General features: G+C 65.2%; 20 protein-coding genes. 10 read left to right on the plus strand and 10 right to left on the minus strand.

Going from position 1 to position 21416, the window contains the following annotated elements; genetic code table 11:
* Window positions 1–3: 3 nt before the first annotated feature.
* Window positions 4–1461 (plus strand): MocR-like pyridoxine biosynthesis transcription factor PdxR, encoded by a 1458-nt coding sequence (gene pdxR / locus ACVILL_RS25940; protein ID WP_456731629.1) that lies wholly within the window; start codon window positions 4–6, stop codon window positions 1459–1461.
* A gap of 343 nt (window positions 1462–1804) precedes the next feature.
* Here pdxR and ACVILL_RS25945 read toward each other — a convergent pair whose 3' ends face one another.
* The 5 genes from ACVILL_RS25945 to ACVILL_RS25965 form a co-directional block, all read right to left on the minus strand.
* A complete protein-coding gene (locus tag ACVILL_RS25945) occupies window positions 1805–3025 on the minus strand; it encodes a bifunctional alpha/beta hydrolase/OsmC family protein (RefSeq protein ID WP_456734366.1) in 1221 nt (406 codons plus the stop codon).
* A gap of 170 nt (window positions 3026–3195) precedes the next feature.
* Window positions 3196–3858, minus strand: a complete 663-nt coding sequence (locus ACVILL_RS25950) for a sulfite oxidase-like oxidoreductase (RefSeq protein WP_456731630.1) — start codon at window positions 3856–3858, stop codon at window positions 3196–3198.
* A 12-nt stretch (window positions 3859–3870) separates the two neighbouring features.
* Complete coding sequence (locus tag ACVILL_RS25955) at window positions 3871–5193, minus strand: MFS transporter (RefSeq protein ID WP_456731631.1); 1323 nt, start codon at window positions 5191–5193, stop codon at window positions 3871–3873.
* Window positions 5194–5274: 81 nt separating this feature from the next.
* Entirely contained in the window at window positions 5275–6501 is a 1227-nt protein-coding gene (locus tag ACVILL_RS25960) for a cytochrome P450 (RefSeq protein WP_456731632.1), read from the minus strand.
* A gap of 52 nt (window positions 6502–6553) precedes the next feature.
* Window positions 6554–6760: a ferredoxin gene (locus ACVILL_RS25965; protein ID WP_456731633.1), complete on the minus strand. Its 207-nt coding sequence runs from the start codon at window positions 6758–6760 to the stop codon at window positions 6554–6556.
* 176 nt (window positions 6761–6936) lie between these two features.
* Here ACVILL_RS25965 and ACVILL_RS25970 point away from each other — a divergent pair, with 176 nt between their 5' ends.
* Entirely contained in the window at window positions 6937–7569 is a 633-nt protein-coding gene (locus ACVILL_RS25970; protein WP_456731634.1) for a TetR/AcrR family transcriptional regulator, read from the plus strand.
* A gap of 139 nt (window positions 7570–7708) precedes the next feature.
* Here the strand turns inward: ACVILL_RS25970 and ACVILL_RS25975 are convergent, their stop codons facing one another.
* The gene (locus ACVILL_RS25975) at window positions 7709–9130 is read right to left on the minus strand and encodes an amidase (protein WP_456731635.1); all 1422 of its coding nucleotides are present in this window, start codon (window positions 9128–9130) and stop codon (window positions 7709–7711) included.
* Between the two features lie 88 nt (window positions 9131–9218).
* Here ACVILL_RS25975 and ACVILL_RS25980 point away from each other — a divergent pair, with 88 nt between their 5' ends.
* Window positions 9219–10070 carry an alpha/beta hydrolase gene (locus tag ACVILL_RS25980; RefSeq protein ID WP_456731636.1) on the plus strand — a complete coding sequence of 284 codons (852 nt, stop codon included), beginning with the start codon at window positions 9219–9221 and terminating at the stop codon, window positions 10068–10070.
* Window positions 10071–10161: 91 nt separating this feature from the next.
* Here ACVILL_RS25980 and ACVILL_RS25985 read toward each other — a convergent pair whose 3' ends face one another.
* Entirely contained in the window at window positions 10162–10938 is a 777-nt protein-coding gene (locus ACVILL_RS25985; RefSeq protein WP_456731637.1) for an SDR family oxidoreductase, read from the minus strand.
* Between the two features lie 169 nt (window positions 10939–11107).
* Here ACVILL_RS25985 and ACVILL_RS25990 point away from each other — a divergent pair, with 169 nt between their 5' ends.
* Window positions 11108–12184 (plus strand): tartrate dehydrogenase, encoded by a 1077-nt coding sequence (locus tag ACVILL_RS25990; RefSeq protein ID WP_076862482.1) that lies wholly within the window; start codon window positions 11108–11110, stop codon window positions 12182–12184.
* A gap of 167 nt (window positions 12185–12351) precedes the next feature.
* On the opposite strand, the gene ACVILL_RS25995 is transcribed toward ACVILL_RS25990, so the two are convergent.
* From ACVILL_RS25995 to ACVILL_RS26005, 3 genes are all read right to left on the minus strand, one after another.
* Window positions 12352–13263 (minus strand): NAD(P)-dependent oxidoreductase, encoded by a 912-nt coding sequence (locus ACVILL_RS25995; protein WP_456731638.1) that lies wholly within the window; start codon window positions 13261–13263, stop codon window positions 12352–12354.
* 31 nt (window positions 13264–13294) lie between these two features.
* Window positions 13295–14545, minus strand: a complete 1251-nt coding sequence (locus ACVILL_RS26000) for an allantoate amidohydrolase (RefSeq protein WP_456731639.1) — start codon at window positions 14543–14545, stop codon at window positions 13295–13297.
* 125 nt (window positions 14546–14670) lie between these two features.
* Complete coding sequence (locus tag ACVILL_RS26005; protein ID WP_456731640.1) at window positions 14671–15588, minus strand: LysR family transcriptional regulator; 918 nt, start codon at window positions 15586–15588, stop codon at window positions 14671–14673.
* Between the two features lie 120 nt (window positions 15589–15708).
* On the opposite strand from ACVILL_RS26005, the gene ACVILL_RS26010 reads away from it, so the two are divergent.
* The 6 genes from ACVILL_RS26010 (at window position 15709) to ACVILL_RS26035 (ending at window position 21341) form a co-directional block, all read left to right on the plus strand.
* Window positions 15709–16527, plus strand: coding sequence for a putative hydro-lyase (locus ACVILL_RS26010; RefSeq protein WP_456731641.1), 819 nt, complete (start codon window positions 15709–15711; stop codon window positions 16525–16527).
* A gap of 87 nt (window positions 16528–16614) precedes the next feature.
* Window positions 16615–17862: an ABC transporter substrate-binding protein gene (locus tag ACVILL_RS26015; RefSeq protein ID WP_456731642.1), complete on the plus strand. Its 1248-nt coding sequence runs from the start codon at window positions 16615–16617 to the stop codon at window positions 17860–17862.
* A gap of 192 nt (window positions 17863–18054) precedes the next feature.
* Complete coding sequence (locus ACVILL_RS26020) at window positions 18055–18933, plus strand: branched-chain amino acid ABC transporter permease (protein ID WP_456731643.1); 879 nt, start codon at window positions 18055–18057, stop codon at window positions 18931–18933.
* Entirely contained in the window at window positions 18933–19910 is a 978-nt protein-coding gene (locus ACVILL_RS26025) for a branched-chain amino acid ABC transporter permease (protein ID WP_456731644.1), read from the plus strand. Before ACVILL_RS26020 ends, ACVILL_RS26025 begins: the two co-directional genes overlap by 1 nt.
* Entirely contained in the window at window positions 19907–20653 is a 747-nt protein-coding gene (locus ACVILL_RS26030; protein WP_456731645.1) for an ABC transporter ATP-binding protein, read from the plus strand. Before ACVILL_RS26025 ends, ACVILL_RS26030 begins: the two co-directional genes overlap by 4 nt.
* Window positions 20637–21341: an ABC transporter ATP-binding protein gene (locus tag ACVILL_RS26035; protein WP_456731646.1), complete on the plus strand. Its 705-nt coding sequence runs from the start codon at window positions 20637–20639 to the stop codon at window positions 21339–21341. The genes ACVILL_RS26030 and ACVILL_RS26035 overlap by 17 nt, the downstream gene beginning before the upstream one ends.
* Window positions 21342–21416: the final 75 nt, after the last annotated feature.

Here is a 21416-nt window from a genome sequence, read left to right on the forward strand (position 1 = left end):
AGTTTGATCCTCGCCGAATTGCTCGACCTGAAGCGCTCCGACGAGGCCGGGCTCGCCGCGCAGCTAACCCAGCAGCTTCGCGCGTTGATGTCCGGCGGTCAGATCCGGAGCGGCGCCATGCTGCCGTCGAGCCGCAGTCTTGCGGCCGGGCTCGACGTGGCGCGCAACACGGTGATCCACGCCTATGAGCAACTGGCGGCCGAGGGCTATCTGCGTCTCTCCCCGCGGCGGCGTCCTGTTGTGACCGACGATATCGAAGCGCGCTTTGCCAGACCCGCGCCTGCGCCTAAACGCGAGGCCGCGCGCAAGCCGTTGCTGTCGCCCTGGGCGTTGCAGCTCTCCGACACCGATTGGCCGCTGTCCTACCAGGCGAACTTCCGGCCGCTCCGTTCCGGGCTTGCGGACGCGCGCGAGTTTCCGCACGAGATCTGGGCGCGCTGCCTGCGCCGCAGCGCGCTGCGCCGCCGCTTCAACGACCAGACCTTGGTCAACCGGCCCAGTCTGCGCGAAGCCTTGCGCGATTACCTCGAGGTCAGCAGAGGCGTGCACGCCGAGGCCGACCAGATACTGATCCTGCCGACGGCGCAGGCGGCGCTGACGCTGATCGCCGCGACCACGATCGTCGCCGGCGATGCGGTGTGGACCGAGGATCCCGGCTATCCCGGCGCTGCGGCAGCGTTTCGCGCGGCCGGCGCCGACGTCGTCGGCATCAGGCTGGATCAATGGGGTATGATGCGCACGCGAGTCGCACGCGTGCCGAAACTCATCTTCGCGACGCCGTCGCATCAGCACCCGACCGGACGCGTGATGCCGGTGGCGCGCCGCACCGAGCTGCTGGCTTCCGCCACGCCCGGCAAGACCTGGGTCGTCGAGGACGATTACGACGGCGAGTTTCACTATGACAGCCGGCCGATGCCGGCCCTGCAGGGGCTCGATCGCGAGGGCCGCGTGCTCTATCTCGGCACGTTTGCAAAAGCGATGACCGCCGATATCCGCCTCGGCTATCTGGTGGTGCCGCCGCAACTGGCGCGGACGATGGAGATCGCGCAGCGCCATCTCGGGCTGATCGCCTCCGTGCACGTCCAGGAGGCGCTGGCCGGCTTCATGTCCGACGGACATTTCCTGGCGCATGTCAGGCGGATGCGGCGGATCTACCGCGCCCGCCGCGATCATCTCGCGACAGCGCTGGCGCGGCAGCTCGGCGGAGTCCTCACAGCCGAGGTCCCGGCGGGCGGCATGCAATTGATCGCGCGCTTTCAGAGCGGCGCCTCCGACCAGGACGCCGTGGCGCGGCTGGTCGGGGCCGGTGTCGAGGTGCGCGCGCTCTCGACCCTTGCCGCCGGGCGACCACGTGATTTCGGCCTTCTGCTCGGCTTCGCCGCCTGGCGCGAGAACGAGATAGGCGCCGCGGTCCGCACCATGGCGAACTGCCTGACCGGCAAGCGCGCAGGCTACGCCTGACCATCGCCGTCATTGCGAGGAAGCTCGCGACAAAATTGCAAAGCAATTTTGCGCTGAAGCGACGAAGCAATCCATTTTTCCGCTTGCGGCGCGATGGATTGCTTCGCTTCGCTCGCAATGACGGGGACAGGGTGAGGCGTTTGCCTCATTTCGGAATATTGGAAATGTATCCCTGAGTTGCCCGACGTGTCAAGCCGTCTGGTCGAACACCGGCCGCCGCCGGCTCCTTTGCATGGGGTTGTTTTCGATATTTTGGCGGCGCCCGCCTGCGGCGCCCCGCAAGCAGGAGAGGGACGTCGTTCCGATGCCGTTACGAGTCGACCTGGTCCCAGTACACCAATAGCTACTCCGCGGCCTTGGTGACGATCCGTATCTCCGACGTCAGCGTCTTGTGCACCGGGCACTTGTCGGCGATCTCCATCAGCCGCTTGCGCTGGTCGGCGTCGAGGTCGCCCTCGATCCTGATGACGCGGTCGATCTGGTCGAGCATGCCCTCGCGGGTCTCGCACTCCTCGCAATCCTTCGCATAGATCTTGCTGTGCGTGAGCGTCACGGTGACGCGATCGAGCGGCAGCGACTTGCGGTCGGCATACATCCGCATGGTCATCGAGGTGCAGGCGCCAAGTCCGGCCAGCACGAAGTCGTAGGGACCGGGGCCGGAGTCCTGGCCGCCGACGGCAGCCGGCTCATCGGCCACCAGGCGGTGCGGACCGGTCGTGACGGTCTGCTGGAATTTGCTGGCGCGGGTCTCCTGCACCACGACGTTGCGCGGCGCATTGCCGGCGTCCGCCGTGGTCTGTGCAGCGAGGTCGACGTAGCGTTCGGCCCAGGCCCCGATCACGTCGGCGACATAGGCGGCATCCTGCTTGCCGCTCAGAAGATGGTCCGCGCCGGCAAGCGAGACGAAGCTCTTCGGATGCCTGGCTGCGATGAAGATGTTCGTGGCGTTGTCGATGCCGACGGTGTCGTCGGTCGGCGAGTGCATCACCAGCAGCGCCTTGTGCAACTGCTTCACCTGCGCCATCAAATTCTGCTCGGCGACGTCGTCGAGGAATTCGCGCTTGATGCGGAACGGGCGGCCGGCGAGCGACACCTCGCCTTCGCCTTGCGCGCGGATGTCCTCGATGCGGTCCTTGAAGAAATGCGTGACATGGACGGGATCGGACGGCGCGGCGATGGTCGCGACCGCCTTCGCCTCGGGAATCTGGCTGGCGGCCGCGAGGATCGCGGCGCCGCCCAGGCTGTGGCCGATCAGGATCGCCGGCGCCTCGCGGGTCTCGCGCAGATGGTCGGCGGCGCGGACGAGATCGGCGACGTTCGACGAGAAGGTCGAATTGGCGAAATCGCCTTCGCTGGAGCCGAGGCCGGTGAAATCGAACCGCAGCGTGGCGATACCCCTGGCCGCGAGCGCGACCGCGATGCGCTTCGCCGCCAGCACGTCCTTGCCGCAGGTGAAGCAATGCGCGAACAGCGCATACGCCTTGATCGGCCCGTCCGGCGTATCAAGTGCGGCGGCAAGCTGATGCCCGCCGACACCGGTGAATTGAAAGCGTTCGTGCGGCACGACGGTTCTCCCTGCCATTGGTGGCCTCGTGGTTCGAGACGCGCGGCGCCGCCGCGCTCCGCACCATGAGGGTCTGGAGTCTTGCTCGGTGGATGACCTCATCCCGAGGAGCCGCCGCACGGCCGCGTCTCGAAGGATGAAGCCACATATCGACCTCGTTACTCGATGTTCTAGTCGCCAGAATAGCGCTGTTCGGCCCAGGGATCACCGCGATTGTGATAGCCGCGGACCTCCCAGAAGCCCGGCGCATCCGCAGGTAAAAATTCGATGCGCTGCAGCCATTTGGCGCTCTTCCAGAAATAGAGATGCGGCACCACCAGCCGCACCGGGCCGCCATGCTCCTGCTCGAGCGGCTTGCCCGACCAGCTATGGGCGAGCAGCGCGTCCTCGGCGGCAAAGTCCTCGAGCGGCAGGTTCGTCGTATAACCGTCATACGAATGCAGCGCGACGAAGCGCGCCTCCTCGCGCGGCTGGCAGGCCGCGAGCAGGTCGCGCGTCGCAAGTCCTTCCCACTGATTGTCGTAGCGCGACCAGGTGGTGACGCAGTGGATGTCGGAGACGAACTTGGTCTGCGGTTGCGCCATGAATTGCGGCCAGTCCCAGTAGATCGTCTGCTCGACCGCACCATGGACGTCGAGCCGCCAGCGCTGCTGTGTCACGTTCGGCAGCAGCCCGAGATCGAGCACCGGCCAATCCGCCGTCAGATGCTGGCCCGGCGGCAGGCGCTGCTCCTCCGGCCGGGTGATCTTGCCGGTGAGGAATTTGCCCTCACGCGCCCAGCGCTGCTTGCTGCGCGTCAGCTTGCTCTCGGGCGGTTCCTGATCGTCAGCCATCGCGTCAGGCCATCATTCGTGACGATGCATCGCAGAGTCGTGCTTGGTGTCGCGCATGGTCGAGTAGATCAAGAGCGACAGGAAGATCATGCCGCTGAGATAATAGTAGAACCAGTCCTCGTGCCCGATGCTCTTGAAATAGAGCGCGACCGCGGGCGCGGTGCCGCCGAAGATCGACACCGTGATGGCGTAGGGCAGGCCGACGCCGAGTGCGCGGACATTGGTCGGGAACAGCTCGGCCTTCACGATCGCGTTGATCGAGGTGTAGCCGGCGACGAAGATCCAGGCGCCGCAGATCAGCAGGAAGGCGGTGAACGGCGACTTGGTCTCCTTCAGCGTGGTCAGGATCGGGACCGTCGCCAGCGTGCCGGCGATGCCGAAGAAGATCAGGAGCGGCTTGCGGCCGATTTTATCGGAGAGGCCGCCATAGATCGGCTGCAGGAAGGTCGCGAAGATCAGCGAGCCGAAGATCACGAAGGTGGTCTGGTCCTCGGTGAGGCCGACCGACAGTTTCACGAAGGTCTGCATGTAGGTGGTGAAGGTGTAGAACGCCGCGGTGCCGCCGGCGGTGAGACCGACCACCAGCAGCAGTTCGCGGGGATAATTCAGGAGGCCGACGATCGAGCCGGTGGGCTTCGAGACCTTCTTGGCCTCCTCGAACGCCTCGGTCTCGTGCAGGCCGCGCCGCATCACCGCCGCGAAGATCGCGAGCATGGCGCCGATCACGAACGGAATCCGCCAGCCCCAGGCCTTCAGCTCGTCCGGCGTCAGGAACACCTTCTGCAGCAGCAACAGCACGATGATCGCGGTGAGTTGGCCGCCGATCAAGGTGACATACTGGAAGCTCGAATAGAAGCCGCGATGCTTGGGATCGGCGACCTCGCTGAGATAGGTGGCGCTTGCGCCGTATTCGCCGCCGAGGCTAAGGCCCTCGATGACCCGCGCCACCGCCAGGATCGCCGGCGCCGCAAAGCCGATCGTGGCATAGGTCGGCGTCACCGCGATGATCAGCGAGCCGAAGCACATGCAGACCACCGACAATGTCAAGGACAGCCGCCGGCCGTAGCGGTCGGCGATGAAACCGAACAGCCAGCCGCCGAGCGGGCGCATCAGGAAGGTCGCGGCGAACAGCACGGCGGCATTGAGCTGCTGCACCACCGGGTCGCTGTGCGGGAAGAACGCCGGCGCGAAATACAGCGCGAACGCCGTGTAGGCATAGAAATCATACCACTCGACGAGATTGCCGACCGAGCCGATGAAGATCGCCTTCACCCGCCGCTCGACGTCGTGGATGTCGAGATGATCGCTCGCGGGCTGAGCGGTTTGATCGGTCATAGCTTTGCTCCCGGACTCGTCGGTTCGATTCCGGGGCAAGCTACCTCATTGGGTTGTGCGATGTAACTGCTGTCCGGTTCCTCAGACGTTCTTGCCGAACAAGACGGGCAGTTGACGTGGGCCGCGCACCGTGCCCTCGGACCAGGTGACCTTGCCGGCCGCGTCGAGGCGGAAATCCGGGATTCGCTTCAGCCATTCCTCGATCGCGACCTGCATCTCCATCCGCGCCAAATTGGAACCGACGCAGCGGTGGATGCCGAGGCCGAACGCGGCATGGCGGTTCTCCTTGCGGTCGATCACCACCTTGTCGGCGTCGGGGAACATGGCCGGGTCGCGGTTGGCCGCGGGAAAGGACAGCAGCACCATATTGCCTGCCTTGACCGGGCAGCCGGAGATTGTGGTCTCCTTCATCACCTCGCGCGCCATCGTCACCGGCGAATAGGCGCGCAGGAATTCCTCGATCGCGGTCGGGATCAGCGCCGGCTCCGCGACGAGGCGCTCGCGATCGGCCGGCGTCCTGGCGAGGTGCCAGAGCGAGGAGCCGATCGCGCTCCAGGTGGTGTCGATGCCCGCGATCAGGAGGAGCCGCAGCGAGCCGAGCACGTGCTCGTCGGTGAGCTGCTGGCCGCCGGGGCCCTTGGCCCGCAGCAGCTGCGAGATCAGATCGTCGCCCGGCTCAAGCTTGCGCTGCTCGAGATGGGCCATGAAGTAGCCGGTCATCTCGCGCACGCCGTTCATCAGCTCCTCTTCCTTCTTGATGCCGAGCTCGAGGATCTGGTGGATCCACTTGATGAAGAGGTCGCCGTCCTTCTCGGGGATCCCGAGCATATGCGCGATGGCGCGCACCGGGATGTGCTTGGTGTAGCGCGCCGCGGCGTCGCAACGGCCGTCGGCGATGAATTCGTCGATCAGCTCGTTGCAGATCGCGCGCACCCGCGGCTCCAGCCGCTTCATCGCATCCGGCGTGAACGGCGGCAGCAGCACCTGCTTGGCGGGCTTGTGCTCCGGCGGATCGGAGGTGATCGGCGGCGCGCGGGCGGTGATCTCGGGGCGGACGTCACGCACGATGACGCGGCGCGAGGAGAAATGCTCGGTGTCGTAGGCGATCTCCTTCACCGCCTGATAGGTGGTCGGCATGTAGCAGCCGAGGAAGCGCTCGGTGTGCACGACGGGCGAAGCCGCGCGCAACGTCTCCCAGATCGGGAACGGGTCATCGGTCCAGACCGGATCGGTGTGGTCGAAATCATGGACCCAGTCGGTGACCGGGGGATGTTCGGGCAGATAGCTTGCGGACGGGGAATCGGACATCAGCTCGTTTCCTTCTCGTTCGATCAGACGCTGGTCGGCTCAACGGCCGGCGCTATTCCTCGGTGACTTCGATCGCGATTTCCGGGCAGTTGGTCTGTGCGAGCCAGGCCTTGTCCTCGAGCCCGGCCGGCACCGTGCCGTCGCCGACCTCGTGGGCGTTGCCGTATTCGTCGAGCTCGAACAGTTCGGGGGCGAGTGATTTGCAGCGGGCGTGACCCTGGCATTTGTCCTGGTCGACGTGGATTCTGAGCTTGGTCATGCAAGCGCTCTCCCTCGGCTCTGGCGCAGTGCGGGTTGCGCCGGGTTCCTCATTCCGGTTTATGCAAGTTCTAAGCTTGCTTGAGCGGACGGCTCTTAACCGGGCCGCTAAGTTATAGCATATTACATTATCGTCGGGCTTGCAGGTCAAGCGAAAATTCAGCGATCATTGCCGCAATGGGACAAATCGTTCGTAAGCCGTTGAAAACCTACCACCATGGCGACCTCCGCGAAGCGCTGATCCAGGCCGCGCTGCAGGAGGTCGAGCTTGGCGGGCCGGAGGCGATCAGCATCAAGGCGCTGGCCAAGCAGCTCGGCGTCTCGCAGCCGGCGCCGTACCGCCATTTCGCCGACCGCGAGGCGCTGCTGGAGGCGGTCACCGCGGAGGCGTTCCGGCAGTTCAACGTGATCATGCGCGCGGCGATCGAACAGCCCGGCAAGGGCTCGAAGCTGTCGCGCTTCGCCCAGGCCGCGCTCGCCTTCGGGCTCGAGCGCCACGGCATCTACCGGCTGATGTTCGCGTCGCGAACCATGGCCTGCGCGCCGAAGGGCAGCGAGCTGCACACCGCGGCGATGGAAACGCTGGCGCTGCTGATCGAATCGTTCGAGGCGCCGGCCGTCGGGCTGTTGCGCGAGCGGCAGGCGCTGAAGATCTGGGCCGGGCTGCACGGCATCGTGATGCTCGCCGAGCAGGGCCTGCTCACCGGCGAGTCCGCCCAGATCAGCCGCGAGGAGCTGATGGACGAGATCGTCGAGCAGACCAAGCTCGCCCTGTCGGTCGCGCTGCAGGCGAAGGAAGATAAGGCTTAGGCTCTCGCAGCGTTGGATATCCCTGATCCCTCATCCTGAGGAGCTTGCGGAGCAAGCGTCTCGAAGGATGAGGCCACAGGCTCGGCCTCATGGTTCGAGACGCGCTTGCGCGCTCCTCACCATGAGGGCGAGGAACGCCTTATCTCGGCGGCCGCGGATCGATCGGGGTGGTGCCGCGCACACCGAGAATATCCTCCAGCACTTTCGCACCGGCCAGCAGCTGCGCCTCGGCACGCGGTTTTGCGATCATCTGCAAACCGACCGGCAGGCCCGACGCGGTGAAGCCGCAGGGCAGCGACAGCGCCGGGCAGCAGGCCAATGTGATCGCGTAGACGATGCCGAGCCATTCGACGTAATTGTCGAACTTCTTGCCGTCGCATTCGGCGACATAGCGATGTTCGACTGGGAACGGCGCCACGATGGTCGCGGGTGCCAGCAGCAGGTCATACCTGCCGAAGAATTCGAGCGCACGCGCGGTGATCGCGACGCGCTGCGCCTCGGCGCGCTCGAGCTTCTCGACCGTGAGCTTCAGCCCTTCCTCGATGTTCCAGATCACCTCAGGCTTCAGCAGATTGCGCTTGGTGCGCAGCAATTCGGCCTTGCTGATCGCGAAATCGAACGCACGCAGGACGTGGAAGCATTCATGGGCTTCGCTGAAATCGGGAGATGCCTCCTCGACGATCGCACCGGCTTCGGCGAAACGCTCGGCCGCCTTGCGGGTCACCGCCTTGACCTCGGGATCGACAGCCGTGATGCCGAGATCGGGTGAATAGGCGATGCGTTCCGGCTTGTTGCCTGCGCGTGCCGCGGACAGGAACGACGTCGGCAGCACCGGCAGCGACAGCGGATCGGCGGCGTGCTCGCCGCTCATCGCGTCGAGCAGGAGCGCGAGGTCCTCGACGTTGCGCGCCATCGGTCCCTGCTGGCCGAGCGTGCGGTCGACGCCGAATTTCGGCGTCTGCGCGACGCGGCCGATCGACGGCCGCAGGCCGACGATGCCGCAGAAGCTCGCCGGGTTGCGCAGGCTGCCGCCCATGTCGGAGCCGTGCGCGAGCCACGCGGTGCCGCTGGCCAGCGCCGCCGCGGCGCCACCGGAGGAGCCGGCCGCCGAGCGCGATGTGTCCCAGGGATTGCGGGTCGGGCCGAAAACCTCGTTGAAGGTGTTGGCGCCGGCGCCGAATTCCGGCGTGTTCGACTTGGCGTAGATCACGCCGCCATTCTGTTCGAGACGCTCGACCAGGATGTCCGACTTCGCCGGGACGTTGTCCTTGAAGATCGGCGAGCCCAGCGTGGTCAGCACGCCGGAAACCGCCGTGAGGTCCTTGATCGGAACGGGAAGGCCCGCAAGCAGGCCGCGCTCGCCGACCGGCTTCTGCATCAGGGCCCTGGCGTGGGTGCGGGCGCGATCGAAGCAGAGCGTCGGCAGCGCGTTGACCTTGCCGTCCACCTCGGCGATGCGCTGTTCCAGCACGTCGAGCAGGTCGAGCGGCGTGACGTCACCGGCTTTCAGTTTCTCGACGACGGCGCATGCCGTTTCCTTCACCAAGCCCTGATCAGCCATGCACCGTTGCTCCTATATGTTCTGTTTGCTTGTGCTGTAGAACATTTCCTGCGGTCGTGGCAATGCGACGAGAACGGAAGGGGCAGGGATGGCAGCGTTGTTTTCCGCGCTGGACTGGCGCGCGATGAGCCAGCAGGAGCGTGACCTCGGCTTGAACAACGGCGTTGCCGTCAAGGGCAGCGCCGAGATCGCCGCCGGCTGGGAGCAGCGCTCCGCGGCATTGCGGCAGAAGCACTCTGATCATCTCGACCTCAGATACGGCCCGCGTGAGCGCAACCGGATCGATTTCCTGAAAGCCCGCGACGGCGCGCCGACGCTGTTGTTCATCCACGGCGGCTATTGGCAGACCCGCGCCAAGGAGGTGTTCACGATCTTCGCCGAAGGGCCGATGGCGCACGGCATCAATGTGGCACTGATCGGCTACACGCTGACGCCCGATGCGACGCTCGATGACATCGTCGCCGAGATCCACACAGGCATCGATTATCTGGCCCAGCGGCTGCCCGCGCTCGGCGCCGCTGCCGATGGCATCGTCGTGTCGGGTTGGTCGGCGGGCAGCCACCTGACATCGATGGCACTGTCGAATGCCCATGTCCGGGCCGGCATGGCGATCTCGGGCATCTATGACCTCGAGCCGATCAGGCACTCCTACCTCAACGAGAAACTCAGGCTCGACGAAGCCGCCTCGCGGCGCAACTCGCCGATGATGCAGGAGGGTGGCACGGCAAAGCCGCTGTCGCTGGTGGTCGGCAGCGCCGAGCTGCCGCTGCTGCGCAAGCAGACCGCCGATTTCGCCGGCCACCGCGCCCGCTACGGCTTGCCGGTGACCTATGAGGAGATCGCAGGCGCTGATCATTTCTCGATCATGAACCAGATGCTGGCGCCGCACGGCCGCATCACGACGCTGGTACGGCAGTTGTTTGAACGAACGGCCGACTAAGCCGTCATTGCGAGGAGCGAAGCGACGAAGCAATCCATCTCCCCACAAGCGGCCAGATGGATTGCTTCGCTCGCAATGACGCGGAGAGGCCCTAACCCCACCCGGACGTCAGCCCGCCGTCCACCGTGTAGATCACGCCCGACGTGTAGCCCGCACGGTCGGATGCCAAAAACGCCATCAGGTCGCCGATCTCGCGCGCATGCGCGGGGCGGCCGAGCGGCAGGCCCTTCTGGAATTCCTTGTAGCGGTTCTCGTCGCCGAACTGGTTCCTGGCGCGGGTCTTGAGCAGCGTGACGTGGCGGTCGGTGCCGACCGGGCCGGGATTGATGCCGACGACGCGGATGTTGTCGGCGAGGCTCTTGCCGCCGAGCGCGCGGGTGAACGACATCAGTGCCGCATTGCCGGCGCTGCCGCAGATATAATTGGCGTCGAACTTCTCGCCGGCCGCGCCGATATCGTTGACGATCACGCCGCCGCCGCGCGCCTTCATCTGGGCATAGATCGCGCGCGTCAGATTAACGTAGCCGAACACTTTGAGCTCCCAGGCGTGCCGCCAGGTCGCCTCGTCGATCTTGTCGATCGAGCCGCCCGGGATGTCGCCCGCATTGTTGACCAGGATGTCGATGTCGGCCGCCTCCTTGGCCAGCCGCGCGAGGTCCTCGGACTTGCGCAGGTCGACCACGCTGATCGCGGCATCGATCTGGTGCGCGGAGCGCAGCCGCTCGGCGAGCGCCTTGAGCTGATCGCCGCTACGGGCGGCGAGCAGCAGATTGGCGCCTTCCTCGGCAAAGGCTTCGGCGGCGGCCGCGCCAATGCCCTTGGAGGCGCCGGTGATCAGGACACGTTTGCCGCGCAGATGCAGATCCATGGAATGTCTCGCTGGTTATGAGGAGTAGGGTGTCGGCGAATTTGGTGGGGCAGGGTCGCGTCGCGGTCAACACTGCACTGCAGCGTTGCGCTGGCGCGAAGTTTGGTCCATTGCAGGGCGATCAGGATAGGCGGCATTGCCGGCCGGGCAAATCACAAGGGTGTTCTCGATGAGCAGCAAAAAGCAGTATCGGATTGCGGTCATTCCCGGCGACGGCATCGGCAAGGAAGTGATGCCGGAGGGCCTGCGCGTCATCGAGGCGGCGGCGAAGAAGCACGGCGTCGACGTGAAGTTCGACCATTTCGACTTCGCCTCATACGACTATTACGAGAAGCACGGCGAGATGATGCCGGCCGACTGGAAGGACAAGATCGGCAAGCATGATGCGATCTATTTCGGCGCGGTCGGCTGGCCGGCCAAGATCCCGGATCACGTCTCGCTGTGGGGCTCGCTGATCAAGTTCCGCCGCGAGTTCGACCAGTACGTCAATTTGCGCCCGGTGCGGCTGATGCCCGGCGTGCCGTCGCCGCTGGCGAACCGCAAACCCGGCGACATCGATTTCTGGGTGGTGCGCGAGAATACCGAGGGTGAATACTCCTCGGTCGGCGGCCGCATGTTCCCGGACACCGACCGCGAATTCGTCACCCAGCAGACCGTGATGACCCGCACCGGCGTCGACCGCATCCTGAAATTCGCGTTTGACCTGGCGCAGTCGCGGCCGAAGAAGCATCTGACCTCGGCGACCAAGTCGAACGGCATCTCCATCACCATGCCTTATTGGGACGAGCGCGTGGAGGCGATGGCCAAGAAGTATCCCGGCGTGAAGTGGGACAAGTACCACATCGACATCCTGACCGCGAATTTCGTGCTGCATCCGGACTGGTTCGACGTCGTGGTCGGCTCGAATCTGTTCGGGGACATCCTCTCCGACCTCGGCCCGGCCTGCACCGGCACGATTGGCATCGCGCCGTCGGGCAACATCAATCCGGAAGGCGATTTCCCCTCGGTGTTCGAGCCAGTGCACGGCTCGGCGCCTGATATTGCCGGCCAAGGCATTGCCAACCCGATCGGCATGATCTGGTCGGGCGCGATGATGCTGGAGCATCTCGGCGAGAAGCAGGCCGCTGACGCGATCGTCGGCGCGATCGAGCGCACGCTCGGCGAACGCACCCTGCGCACCCGCGACCTCGGCGGCAATGCCGACACCACCGCGTGCGGCAAGGCCGTGGCGGAGATGGTGGATTAAGTTGCGCTGTCAATCACGGGGTCGTCCTGGCGAAAGCCAGGACCCATTACCCCGAATGCTTGATGGTTTGATAGGTCTGGCCACCGCCCTGCGCGATGGCACAGGCCGGCGGTTATGGGTCCTGGATCGCGCTCGCCACGCTCGCTTGTCCAGGACGACGTCGAAAATTATTGCTTCACGATCCTTCGGCAATGCTCCCATGCCGCATGGATCAAATTCTCGCTCGCCTCGGGCGTGCGGAATGCGGAGTGCGCCGACAGCGTCACGTTCGGGATCCTGGTCAGCGGATGATCCTTCGGCAGCGGCTCGATGTTGTAGACATCGAGGCCGGCGTGGCGGATCTGGCCCGAATTGAGCGCATCGATCATCGCGTGCTCGTCCACGATGGCGCCGCGCGCGGTGTTGATCAAGACCACGCCCTTCTTCATCTTCGCGATCTTCTCGCGTGTGATCAGGCCGCGGGTCTCGTCGTTCAGCAGCAGATGGATCGAGACCACGTCGCTGTTTGCCAGCACGGTGTCGAGGTCGACGAATTCGACGCCAGGATGGCTCTTGGGCGACCGGTTCCAGGCGATCACCTTCATGCCGCTGCCGAGCGCAATGCGGGCGACCTCGGCGGCGATGCCGCCGAAGCCGACCAGGCCGAGCGTCTTGCCGGTGAGCTGCATGCCGTCCTCGCGCAGCCAGTTGCCGGCTCGCATCTCGCGGTCCATCTGCGCGATCACCCGCGCCGACGACCACATCAGCGCGATCGCGGACTCCGCAACCGCAGTGTCGCCATAGCCCTTGATCAGGTGCACGGAGATGCCGAGCTCGGCGAGCTCCTCCGGGTTCATGTAGCTGCGTGCGCCGGTGCCGAGGAACACGACGTGCTTCAGGCCGGCGCACCTCTTCGCAACATCGGTCGGCAGCGCGGTGTGATCGACCACCGCGATCTCGGCGCCGTCGAGCACCGCCGGATAGTCCTCGGACTTGATGTCCGGGTTGCGGTTGATCCGCATCGCGGGATCGCCGGGTTTTCCGAGGCGCTCGGTGATGACAGCGAGCGATTCATTGGCGTCGACGAACACTGCGCGCACAAAAGCCTCCATCGAAGGGGAGAAGGGTTGATCAGGACGCGACGCCGGCGAGCGCCAGCACCGTGTGCAGCAGGACGTTGGCGCCGGCGGCGCAATCGGTCTGCGTGGCGTCTTCCAGCTCGTTGTGGCTGATGCCATCCTTGCAGGGCACGAACACCATCGCGGCCGGCATCACCGTGTTGAGGTTGCAGGCGTCGTGGCCGGCGCCGGAGGTGATGCGGCGATGCGAATAGCCGAGCTGCTTGGCGGCGTTCTCGACGGCATCGACCAGCTTGGGATCGAAATGCGTCGGCGCCTTGCGCCAGACGAGATCGAGCTGCACCTCGACCTTGCGTTTTGCTGCGATCTCGGTAACCGCGGCACGCAGGTCGCGATCGAGTGCATCCATGATCGCGGCATCGGCGCTGCGGCAATCCACCGTGAAGGCGATCTCGCCGGGGATGACGTTGCGCGAGGGACTTGCGATCACGGCTTCGCCGATGGTGCCGACCGCCTTCGGGCCGTGCTTCTTCGCGATGCTTTCCATCGCCAGCACGATCTCCGACAGCGTCGCCAGCGCATCGCGGCGCAGCGGCATCGGGGTCGAGCCCGCATGGCTCTCGAAGCCGATGATCTTGCCGTCGTACCACAATACGCCCTGGCCGGAATCGACCACGCCGATGGTCTTGTTCTCGGCCTCCAGGATCGGGCCCTGCTCGATATGCAGCTCGACGAAGCTGGTGAACTTCTGGCGGCCGACCGGGGCATCGCCGCGATAGCCAATCGAGTCCAGCGCCTGCGCCACCGTGACGCCTTCGGCGTCCTTGCGCGACAAAATGTCGTCGGTGGTGAAATCGCCGACATAGGCGGCCGAGGCCATCATCGCCGGCGCAAAGCGCGAGCCTTCCTCATTGGTCCAGTTGCAGATGCAGATCGGCAGCTCGGTCTCGATCCCGGCATCGTTCAGCGTCCGCACCATTTCGAGCGCGGCGAGCGTGCCGAGGATGCCGTCATATTTCCCGCCGGTCGGCTGGGTGTCGAGATGCGAGCCGACGCCGATCGGCGGCTTCGACATGTCACGCCCCTTGCGCAGGCCGAACATCGAGCCGAGCGCATCGACCTGCACTTCGAGGCCGGCGCTCTCGCAGGCCTTGCGGAACCAGTCGCGCACCTGCTTGTCCTCGGCGCTCAGGGTCAGTCGCCGCACGCCGCCCTTTGGCGTTGCACCGAACTGCGCGGTTTCGTGGATGGTGCCCCAGAGGCGGGCGGAATCGATCTGCAGGTTGGTGGCGGCTCGGCTCATGTCGTCAGTCCATTTTTATTTTCGTCATTCCGGGGCGATGCGTCAGCATCGAACCCGGAATCTCGAGATTCCGGGTCTGGTCCTTCGGACCATCCCGGAATGACGTTCGATTATCCGGCAATCGTTCAATGACGCGCCACTCCCGCGCCGTCAACCGCCACGCTCGCCTGTGCGATCTGCCGGGCGAGATTGGCGACGCGCTCGATGGCGACCGCATCGGGCGAGGCGAGCCAGCTCGCGGTGAAGGTGAGGGGCGGCAGCTTGAGGTCGGTGTCGAGCAGTTGCAGCCGGCCGTCAGCAAGTTCGTTCTCGACGATCGCCGCCGGGATCACCGCAATGCCAAGCCCTTCATTGGCCATGTGGATCACGGTCGCGAGCGAGGTCGAGGCGTGCAGCCGGATCGGCGGCAGGTCGGGTGCGTTGAACAGCGCACGCACGGTCTCGTAGGGCTGCGTCTTACGCGGAAAGGTGATGATCGGAAACCGCGCCAGGTCCTGCCGCGCCACCGGACCAGCGCCGAGGCCGAGCGCCGGGCTCGCCAGGAAGCCGATCGGGTAATCGCACAGCACATGGTTGTGCGCGCCGGAGGCCGAGACCGGCCCGAGCACGAAGGCGAGCTCGATCTCCTGTGCCAGCAGCCGTTGCGTCAAATTGGGCGTGATGTCGACCTCGATCTCCAGCGACAGGTTCGGGTAGATCTCATTGACGCTCTTGACCAGCCGCGGCAGCCAGGTGTGCACGATGGTCTCCGCGACACCGAGCCGCAGCGCGCCGCGCATCGCCGAGCGGTCGCCGACCTCGGCCATCATCTCCGAGCGCAGGCCGATCAGCTTCTCGGCATAGATCATCATCAGCCGTCCGCTCGGCGTCGGCGAGGCCACGCGGTGATCGCGGTTCAACAGCTTGACGCCCATCTCGCGCTCGAGCTGGGCAATGCGCTGGGAGATCGCCGGCTGGGTGGTGTTGAGCCGCTGGGCGGCGCCGCGGAAGCTGCCGAGCTTGACGACCCAAAGGAATGTTTCGATCGAGCGGAAGTCCGTCATTGGAAGCAATTTCCCGATCGATAAATTCACTTTATCGATTTTGATTAGAAAGGACGATTAGACATTATATCACGCTTGGTGTTGGTTTGTCCTTGTCGAGATTATGGGCAGGAGAATCCCATGACTGTTTTTGCGGCAGTGCAGCGATCTCAGGGGGAACCGGTGCTGGCGAGCGTCGAAGCGCGGCGTGCCTGCCGCGACGGCGTGGCGTCGGCCACGACGGCCGGTCTCGCCAATGGATTCGTCCAGGGCAATCTCGCGATCCTGCCGGAGAAACTCGCCGGCGCCTTCCACCGATTCTGCCAGCTCAACCCGAAGCCGTGCCCGATTATCGGCATGTCCGACGTCGGCGATTTCCGCATCCCGGCGCTCGGCCTCGACCTCGACATCCGCACCGATGTGCCGCGCTACCGGGTCTGGCGCGACGGCGAGGTCGCCGACGAGCCGGCCGACATCACAAAGTACTGGCGCGACGATCTCGTCACCTTCGTGCTCGGCTGCTCCTACTCGTTCGAGGAGGCGCTGCTGGATGACGGACTGCCGATCCGTCACATTGAACGCAACCTGCGTGTGCCAATGTACCGGACCAACATCGCCTGCCAGCCGTCGGGCCCGTTCGCGGGCCCGATGGTGGTGTCGATGCGCCCGTTCAAGCCGGCGGATGCGATCCGCGCGGTGCAGATCACCTCGCGCTTCCCCTCTGTGCATGGCGCACCGGTGCATCTCGGCCATCCGCATGCGATCGGCATAAAGGATATCGCCAAACCCGACTATGGCGACGCGGTACCGGTGGCCGATGACGAGATTCCGGTGTTCTGGGCCTGTGGCGTCACGCCGCAATCGGTGATCGCAGCTGCGAAGCTGCCGTTCGCGATCACGCATTCGCCGGGGCTGATGCTGGTGACCGATCTCAGGAACAAGCAGCTCGCTGTGCTCTGAATAGGCAATTCGTGCAATTCATTGAGGCTTTACTGCGCGCTACAAGCGTCACATCGATAATAACAAGCTGACCAAGGGGAAATTTCGATGACGATCTCTCGCCGTAACGTGTTGCTGGGTGCCACTGCCGCCGCCGCGCTCGGTCCGATGACCGCGCGCGCGCAAACCAGCGAAGTGGCAATCGGTGTGATCTATCCGCTGTCCGGTTCCAGCGCAGCGATCGGCGTCGACGCGCAGCATGCCTTCAACACCGCGGCCGACATCATCAACAAGAACTACGATTTCGCGCTGCCGCTCGCCAAGGGCGAGGGCCTGTCCGGCCTCGGCGGCGCCAAGGTCAAGCTCGTGTTCGCCGACCACCAGGCCGATCCGCAGAAGGGCCGCGCCGAGACCGAGCGCCTGATCACCCAGGAGAAGGTCTGTGCCGTCGTCGGCACCTATCAGAGCGCGGTCGCCGTCACCGTCAGCCAGACCTGCGAGCGTTACGGCGTGCCGTTCATCTCGGCCGACAATTCCTCGCCGAGCCTGCATCGCCGCGGCCTGAAATACTATTTCCGCGCCTCGCCGCATGACGAGATGTTCTCGGCCGCGATGTTCGACTTCTTCGATGCGATGAAGAAGAAGGGCCAGAAGATCGAGACGCTGGCGCTGTTCCACGAGGACACCATCTTCGGCACCGATTCGGCGAACGCCCAGACCAAGCTCGCCGCCGAGCGCGGCTACAAGATCGTCAGCGACATCAAGTACCGCGCCAACTCGCCGTCGCTCACCGCCGAGGTGCAGCAACTCAAGGCGGCGAACGCCGACGTGCTGATGCCGTCGAGCTACACCACCGACTCGATCCTCCTGGTCAAGACCATGGCCGAGCTCGGCTACAAGCCGAAGAACATCATGGCGCAGGACGCCGGCTTCTCGGAGAAGGCGACCTATGACGCGGTCGGCGACAAGCTCGAGGGCGTGATCTCGCGCGGCAGCTTCTCGCTCGATTTGGCGCAGAAGCGGCCGATGGTCGGCCTGATCAACGAGATGTTCCGCGCCAAGTCCGGCAAGGACTTCAACGACTATTCGTCGCGCCAGTTCATGGGCCTCATCATCATGGCTGATGCCATCAACCGCGCCAAGTCGACCGACGGCGAGAAGATCCGCGAGGCGCTGGTCGCGACCGACATGCCGGGCGACGTGACCATCATGCCGTGGCGGCGCGTCAAGTTCGACGAGATGGGGCAGAACAATTTCGCCGATCCGGTGCTGCTGCAATATACCGCGAAGAACTTCGTGACGATCTTCCCGGAACAGGCCGCCGTCTCCGAGGCGATCTGGCCGATGAACAGCTGATCGGTCGGACGCTAGAGGGGGGCAGAGGGCGGTGACAGTCGAAGACATCACACGGAGTCTCGCATGTTCCGTCATTGCGAGCGAAGCGAAGCAATCCATCTCTCCGCAAAAAGGAAGCATGGATTGCTTCGTCGCTTCGCTCCTCGCAATGACGGGGGCTGACGACAACGCCCGGAACATGGAGCGTCAACGGTGACAGCCGAGACCATTGTCCAGAGTTTGGCGAGCGGCCTCCTGATGGGGCTGCTCTACGGGCTGATCGCCGCGGGCCTCGCATTGATCTTCGGATTGATGGACGTCGTGAACTTCGCGCACGGCGAGTTCCTGATGATCGCGATGTACGTGACCTTCTTTTTGTTCGCGTTCTTCGCGATCGATCCCTTGCTCGCGGCGCCGCTGGTCGCCGCGGCTTTGTTCGTGTTCGGCGCGGTGGTCTATCTCCTGATCGTCCGCTTCGCGATGCGGGCCAAGGCCAATGCCGGCATGGTGCAGATTTTCTCGACCTTTGGCCTCGCGATCGTGATGCGCGGCCTCGCCCAGTTCTTCTTCACGCCCGACTACCGCAGCGTCACCAACTCCTTGGTCGGCGGCAAGACGGTGTCGATCGCCGGCATCTATCTGCCGGAGCCGCAGCTGATCGGCGCGCTGCTGTCGATCGCGGCCTTCGTCGCGCTCTACTTCTTCATCAATCGCACCGATTTCGGCCGCGCGCTCGAGGCGACGCGCGAGGACGCCGGCGCGGTGGCGCTGGTCGGCATCGACAAGAACCGGGTGTTCGCGCTCGGCTGGGGCCTTGGTGCGGCGCTGGTCGGCCTCGCCGGCGCCATCATGGCGATCTTCTTCTACATCTATCCCGACGTCGGAGCATCGTTTGCCCTGATCGCTTACGTCACCGTGGCGCTCGGCGGTTTCGGCAGCGTGTTCGGCGCCTTTGCCGGCGGCATCATCGTCGGCCTGGTCGAAGCGACCACCGCGCTGATCCTGCCGCCGTCGCTGAAATCGGTCGGCATCTACGCCGTCTATCTCCTGGTCGTCTTCATCCGCCCGCGCGGCCTGTTCGGATCGATGTGATGGACACCCACTTCGCCCAACGCCGCAGGCGTGACCTGATCGTGGCGGCCTGCCTTGCGGTGATTGCCGCGCTGGTGCCGCTGTTCGTCAAGGACGTCTACGTCCAGAACATCATGGTGCTGACGCTGATGTACGCGGCGCTGTCGCAGAGCTGGAACATCCTGTCCGGCTATTGCGGGCAGATCTCGCTCGGCCATGCGCTCTATTTCGGGCTCGGCGCCTATACCACCGCGCTGTTGTTCACCAAGTTCGGCGTGCTGCCGTGGTTCGGCATGCTGGCGGGCGGGGCGATTTCTGCCGTGATCGCGATGGCGCTCGGCTATCCCTGCTTCCGCCTGCGCGGGCATTACTTCGTGATCGCGACCATCGTGATCGCCGAGATCGCGCTGCTGCTGATCCAGAACTGGGATTGGGCGGGCGCAGCCCTCGGCATCGATATCCCGGTGCGCGGCGACAGCTGGCTGAAATTCCAGTTCACCCGCTCGAAGCTGCCTTACTTCTATTTCGCGCTGGCGCTGGCCTGCATCGCCTGGTTCGTCACCTGGTGGCTGGAAGACTCCAAATGGGGCTATTGGTGGCGCGCGGTGAAGGACAACCCGGACGCCGCCGAAAGCCTCGGCGTGGTCGTGTTCAATTCCAAGATGGGCGCGGCGGCGGTCTCGGCGTTCCTGGTCGCGGTCGGCGGCAGCTTCTATGCCCAGTTCGTGTCCTATATCGATCCGGAGAGCGTGATGGGCTTCCAGTTCTCGCTGCTGATGGCGCTGCCCGCGGTGTTAGGGGGCATCGGCACGCTGTGGGGGCCGGTGCTCGGCGCCGTCATCCTGATCCCGCTCACCGAGCTGACGCGCTCCTATGTCGGCGGCTCCGGCCGTGGCGTCGATCTGATCGTCTACGGCGCGCTGATCGTCGCGATCTCGCTGGCGCTGCCGCGCGGCTTGATCAGCGTGTTCTCGTTGCGCAAGGGAGCGGCACGATGACGGCGCGTCCGCAAACCCCGCTCCTGGAGACGCGCGGCGTCTGGCAACGCTTTGGCGGCCTCGTCGCCAACAGCGACGTCTCGATCTCGGTCGGGCGCGGCGAGATCGTCGGCCTGATCGGCCCGAACGGCGCCGGCAAGTCGACGCTGTTCAACCTGATCGCGGGCGTGCTGCCGCCCACCCAGGGCTCGATCATTTTCGACGGCGAGGACGTCACCCGGTTGCCGGCGGCGGAGCGCTGCGAGCGCGGCGTCGGGCGCACCTTCCAGGTGGTCAAGAGCTTCGAGACCATGACCGTGATCGACAACGTCATCGTCGGTGCGCTGATCCGCAACACCAAGATGCGCGTCGCGCGGCAGAAGGCCTATGAGGTGCTGGAGTTCTGCGGCCTCGCGGCCCGCGCCGACAAGCTCGCGGCCGATCTTGTTCCGTCCGAAAAGCGCCGGCTCGAAGTCGCCCGTGCGCTGGCGACCGAGCCGAAGCTTTTGCTGCTCGACGAAGTCCTCACCGGCCTGACCCCGGTCGAAGCGCAGACCGGCGTCGAGCTGGTGCGCAAGGTGCGCGCCACCGGCGTCACCGTGCTGATGGTCGAGCATGTGATGGAGATCGTGATGCCGCTGGTCGACCGCGCCATCGTGCTCAATCTCGGCAAGGTGCTGGTCGAAGGCAAGCCCGCCGAGGTCGTCCGCAATCCGGAAGTCATTTCCGCCTATCTCGGGGATCGTCATGCTGTCGGTGCGTGAAGTCACCACCGCCTATCAGGGCCTGGTCGCGATCTCCTCGGTGTCGCTCGACGTCACCAAGGGCGAGATCGTCTGCGTCGCCGGCGCCAACGGCGCGGGCAAGTCGACGCTGTTGAAATCGATCGCCGGCGCCGAACGGCCGCGCGCGGGCACGGTCACCTTCGACGGCAAGCGTATCGACGGCCAGCCGCAGCATGTCATCACGTCAGGCGGCATCGCCTTCGTGCCGGAGAACCGCCGGCTGTTTCCGCGGCTCTCGGTGCGCGACAATCTGCGCCTCGGCAGCTACCTCTATCGCAGCCAGTCCGACCGCGATGCGCCGCTCGACCTGGTGTTCAAGCTGTTTCCGCGGCTCGGTGAGCGGCTCGACCAGCGCGCCGAGACGCTGTCCGGCGGCGAGCAGCAGATGCTCGCGATCGGCCGCGCGCTGATGACGCGGCCCCGGCTCCTGATGCTCGACGAGCCGTCGCAGGGCATCATGCCGAAACTGGTCGACGAGATCTTCCAGGCCGTGAAACGCATCCGCGATGCCGGCATGACGGTCCTGATCGTCGAGCAGCGCATGGCCGAATGCCTCGAGATCGCCGACCGCGCCTACATCCTGCAGACCGGCCGCGTGCTGATGCAGGGCACGGCGGCCGAGATCAGCGGCAATCCCGACGTGCGTAAGGCGTATCTGGGGCTGTAGTCTTATCGTCATTGCGAGCCACCCGGTCGGCGCGAAGCGCCGCCGGATGACAGGCTCAGCAAAGCAATCCATCTC

The sequence above is a fragment of the Bradyrhizobium sp. USDA 3364 genome, assembly GCF_054056355.1.

What these genes read in the sequence shown, in the direction of transcription:
- ACVILL_RS25950 (WP_456731630.1), bottom strand. Translation starts at nt 3,858, where the DNA reads ATGGCTGACGATCAGGAACCGCCCGAGAGCAAGCTGACGCGCAGCAAG.
- ACVILL_RS25955 (WP_456731631.1), bottom strand. Translation starts at nt 5,193, where the DNA reads ATGACCGATCAAACCGCTCAGCCCGCGAGCGATCATCTCGACATCCAC.
- ACVILL_RS25960 (WP_456731632.1), bottom strand. Translation starts at nt 6,501, where the DNA reads ATGTCCGATTCCCCGTCCGCAAGCTATCTGCCCGAACATCCCCCGGTC.
- ACVILL_RS25965 (WP_456731633.1), bottom strand. Translation starts at nt 6,760, where the DNA reads ATGACCAAGCTCAGAATCCACGTCGACCAGGACAAATGCCAGGGTCAC.
- ACVILL_RS25970 (WP_456731634.1), top strand. Translation starts at nt 6,937, where the DNA reads ATGGGACAAATCGTTCGTAAGCCGTTGAAAACCTACCACCATGGCGAC.
- ACVILL_RS25975 (WP_456731635.1), bottom strand. Translation starts at nt 9,130, where the DNA reads ATGGCTGATCAGGGCTTGGTGAAGGAAACGGCATGCGCCGTCGTCGAG.
- ACVILL_RS25980 (WP_456731636.1), top strand. Translation starts at nt 9,219, where the DNA reads ATGGCAGCGTTGTTTTCCGCGCTGGACTGGCGCGCGATGAGCCAGCAG.
- ACVILL_RS25985 (WP_456731637.1), bottom strand. Translation starts at nt 10,938, where the DNA reads ATGGATCTGCATCTGCGCGGCAAACGTGTCCTGATCACCGGCGCCTCC.
- ACVILL_RS25990 (WP_076862482.1), top strand. Translation starts at nt 11,108, where the DNA reads ATGAGCAGCAAAAAGCAGTATCGGATTGCGGTCATTCCCGGCGACGGC.
- ACVILL_RS26000 (WP_456731639.1), bottom strand. Translation starts at nt 14,545, where the DNA reads ATGAGCCGAGCCGCCACCAACCTGCAGATCGATTCCGCCCGCCTCTGG.
- ACVILL_RS26005 (WP_456731640.1), bottom strand. Translation starts at nt 15,588, where the DNA reads ATGACGGACTTCCGCTCGATCGAAACATTCCTTTGGGTCGTCAAGCTC.
- ACVILL_RS26010 (WP_456731641.1), top strand. Translation starts at nt 15,709, where the DNA reads ATGACTGTTTTTGCGGCAGTGCAGCGATCTCAGGGGGAACCGGTGCTG.
- ACVILL_RS26015 (WP_456731642.1), top strand. Translation starts at nt 16,615, where the DNA reads ATGACGATCTCTCGCCGTAACGTGTTGCTGGGTGCCACTGCCGCCGCC.
- ACVILL_RS26025 (WP_456731644.1), top strand. Translation starts at nt 18,933, where the DNA reads ATGGACACCCACTTCGCCCAACGCCGCAGGCGTGACCTGATCGTGGCG.
- ACVILL_RS26030 (WP_456731645.1), top strand. Translation starts at nt 19,907, where the DNA reads ATGACGGCGCGTCCGCAAACCCCGCTCCTGGAGACGCGCGGCGTCTGG.
- ACVILL_RS26035 (WP_456731646.1), top strand. Translation starts at nt 20,637, where the DNA reads ATGCTGTCGGTGCGTGAAGTCACCACCGCCTATCAGGGCCTGGTCGCG.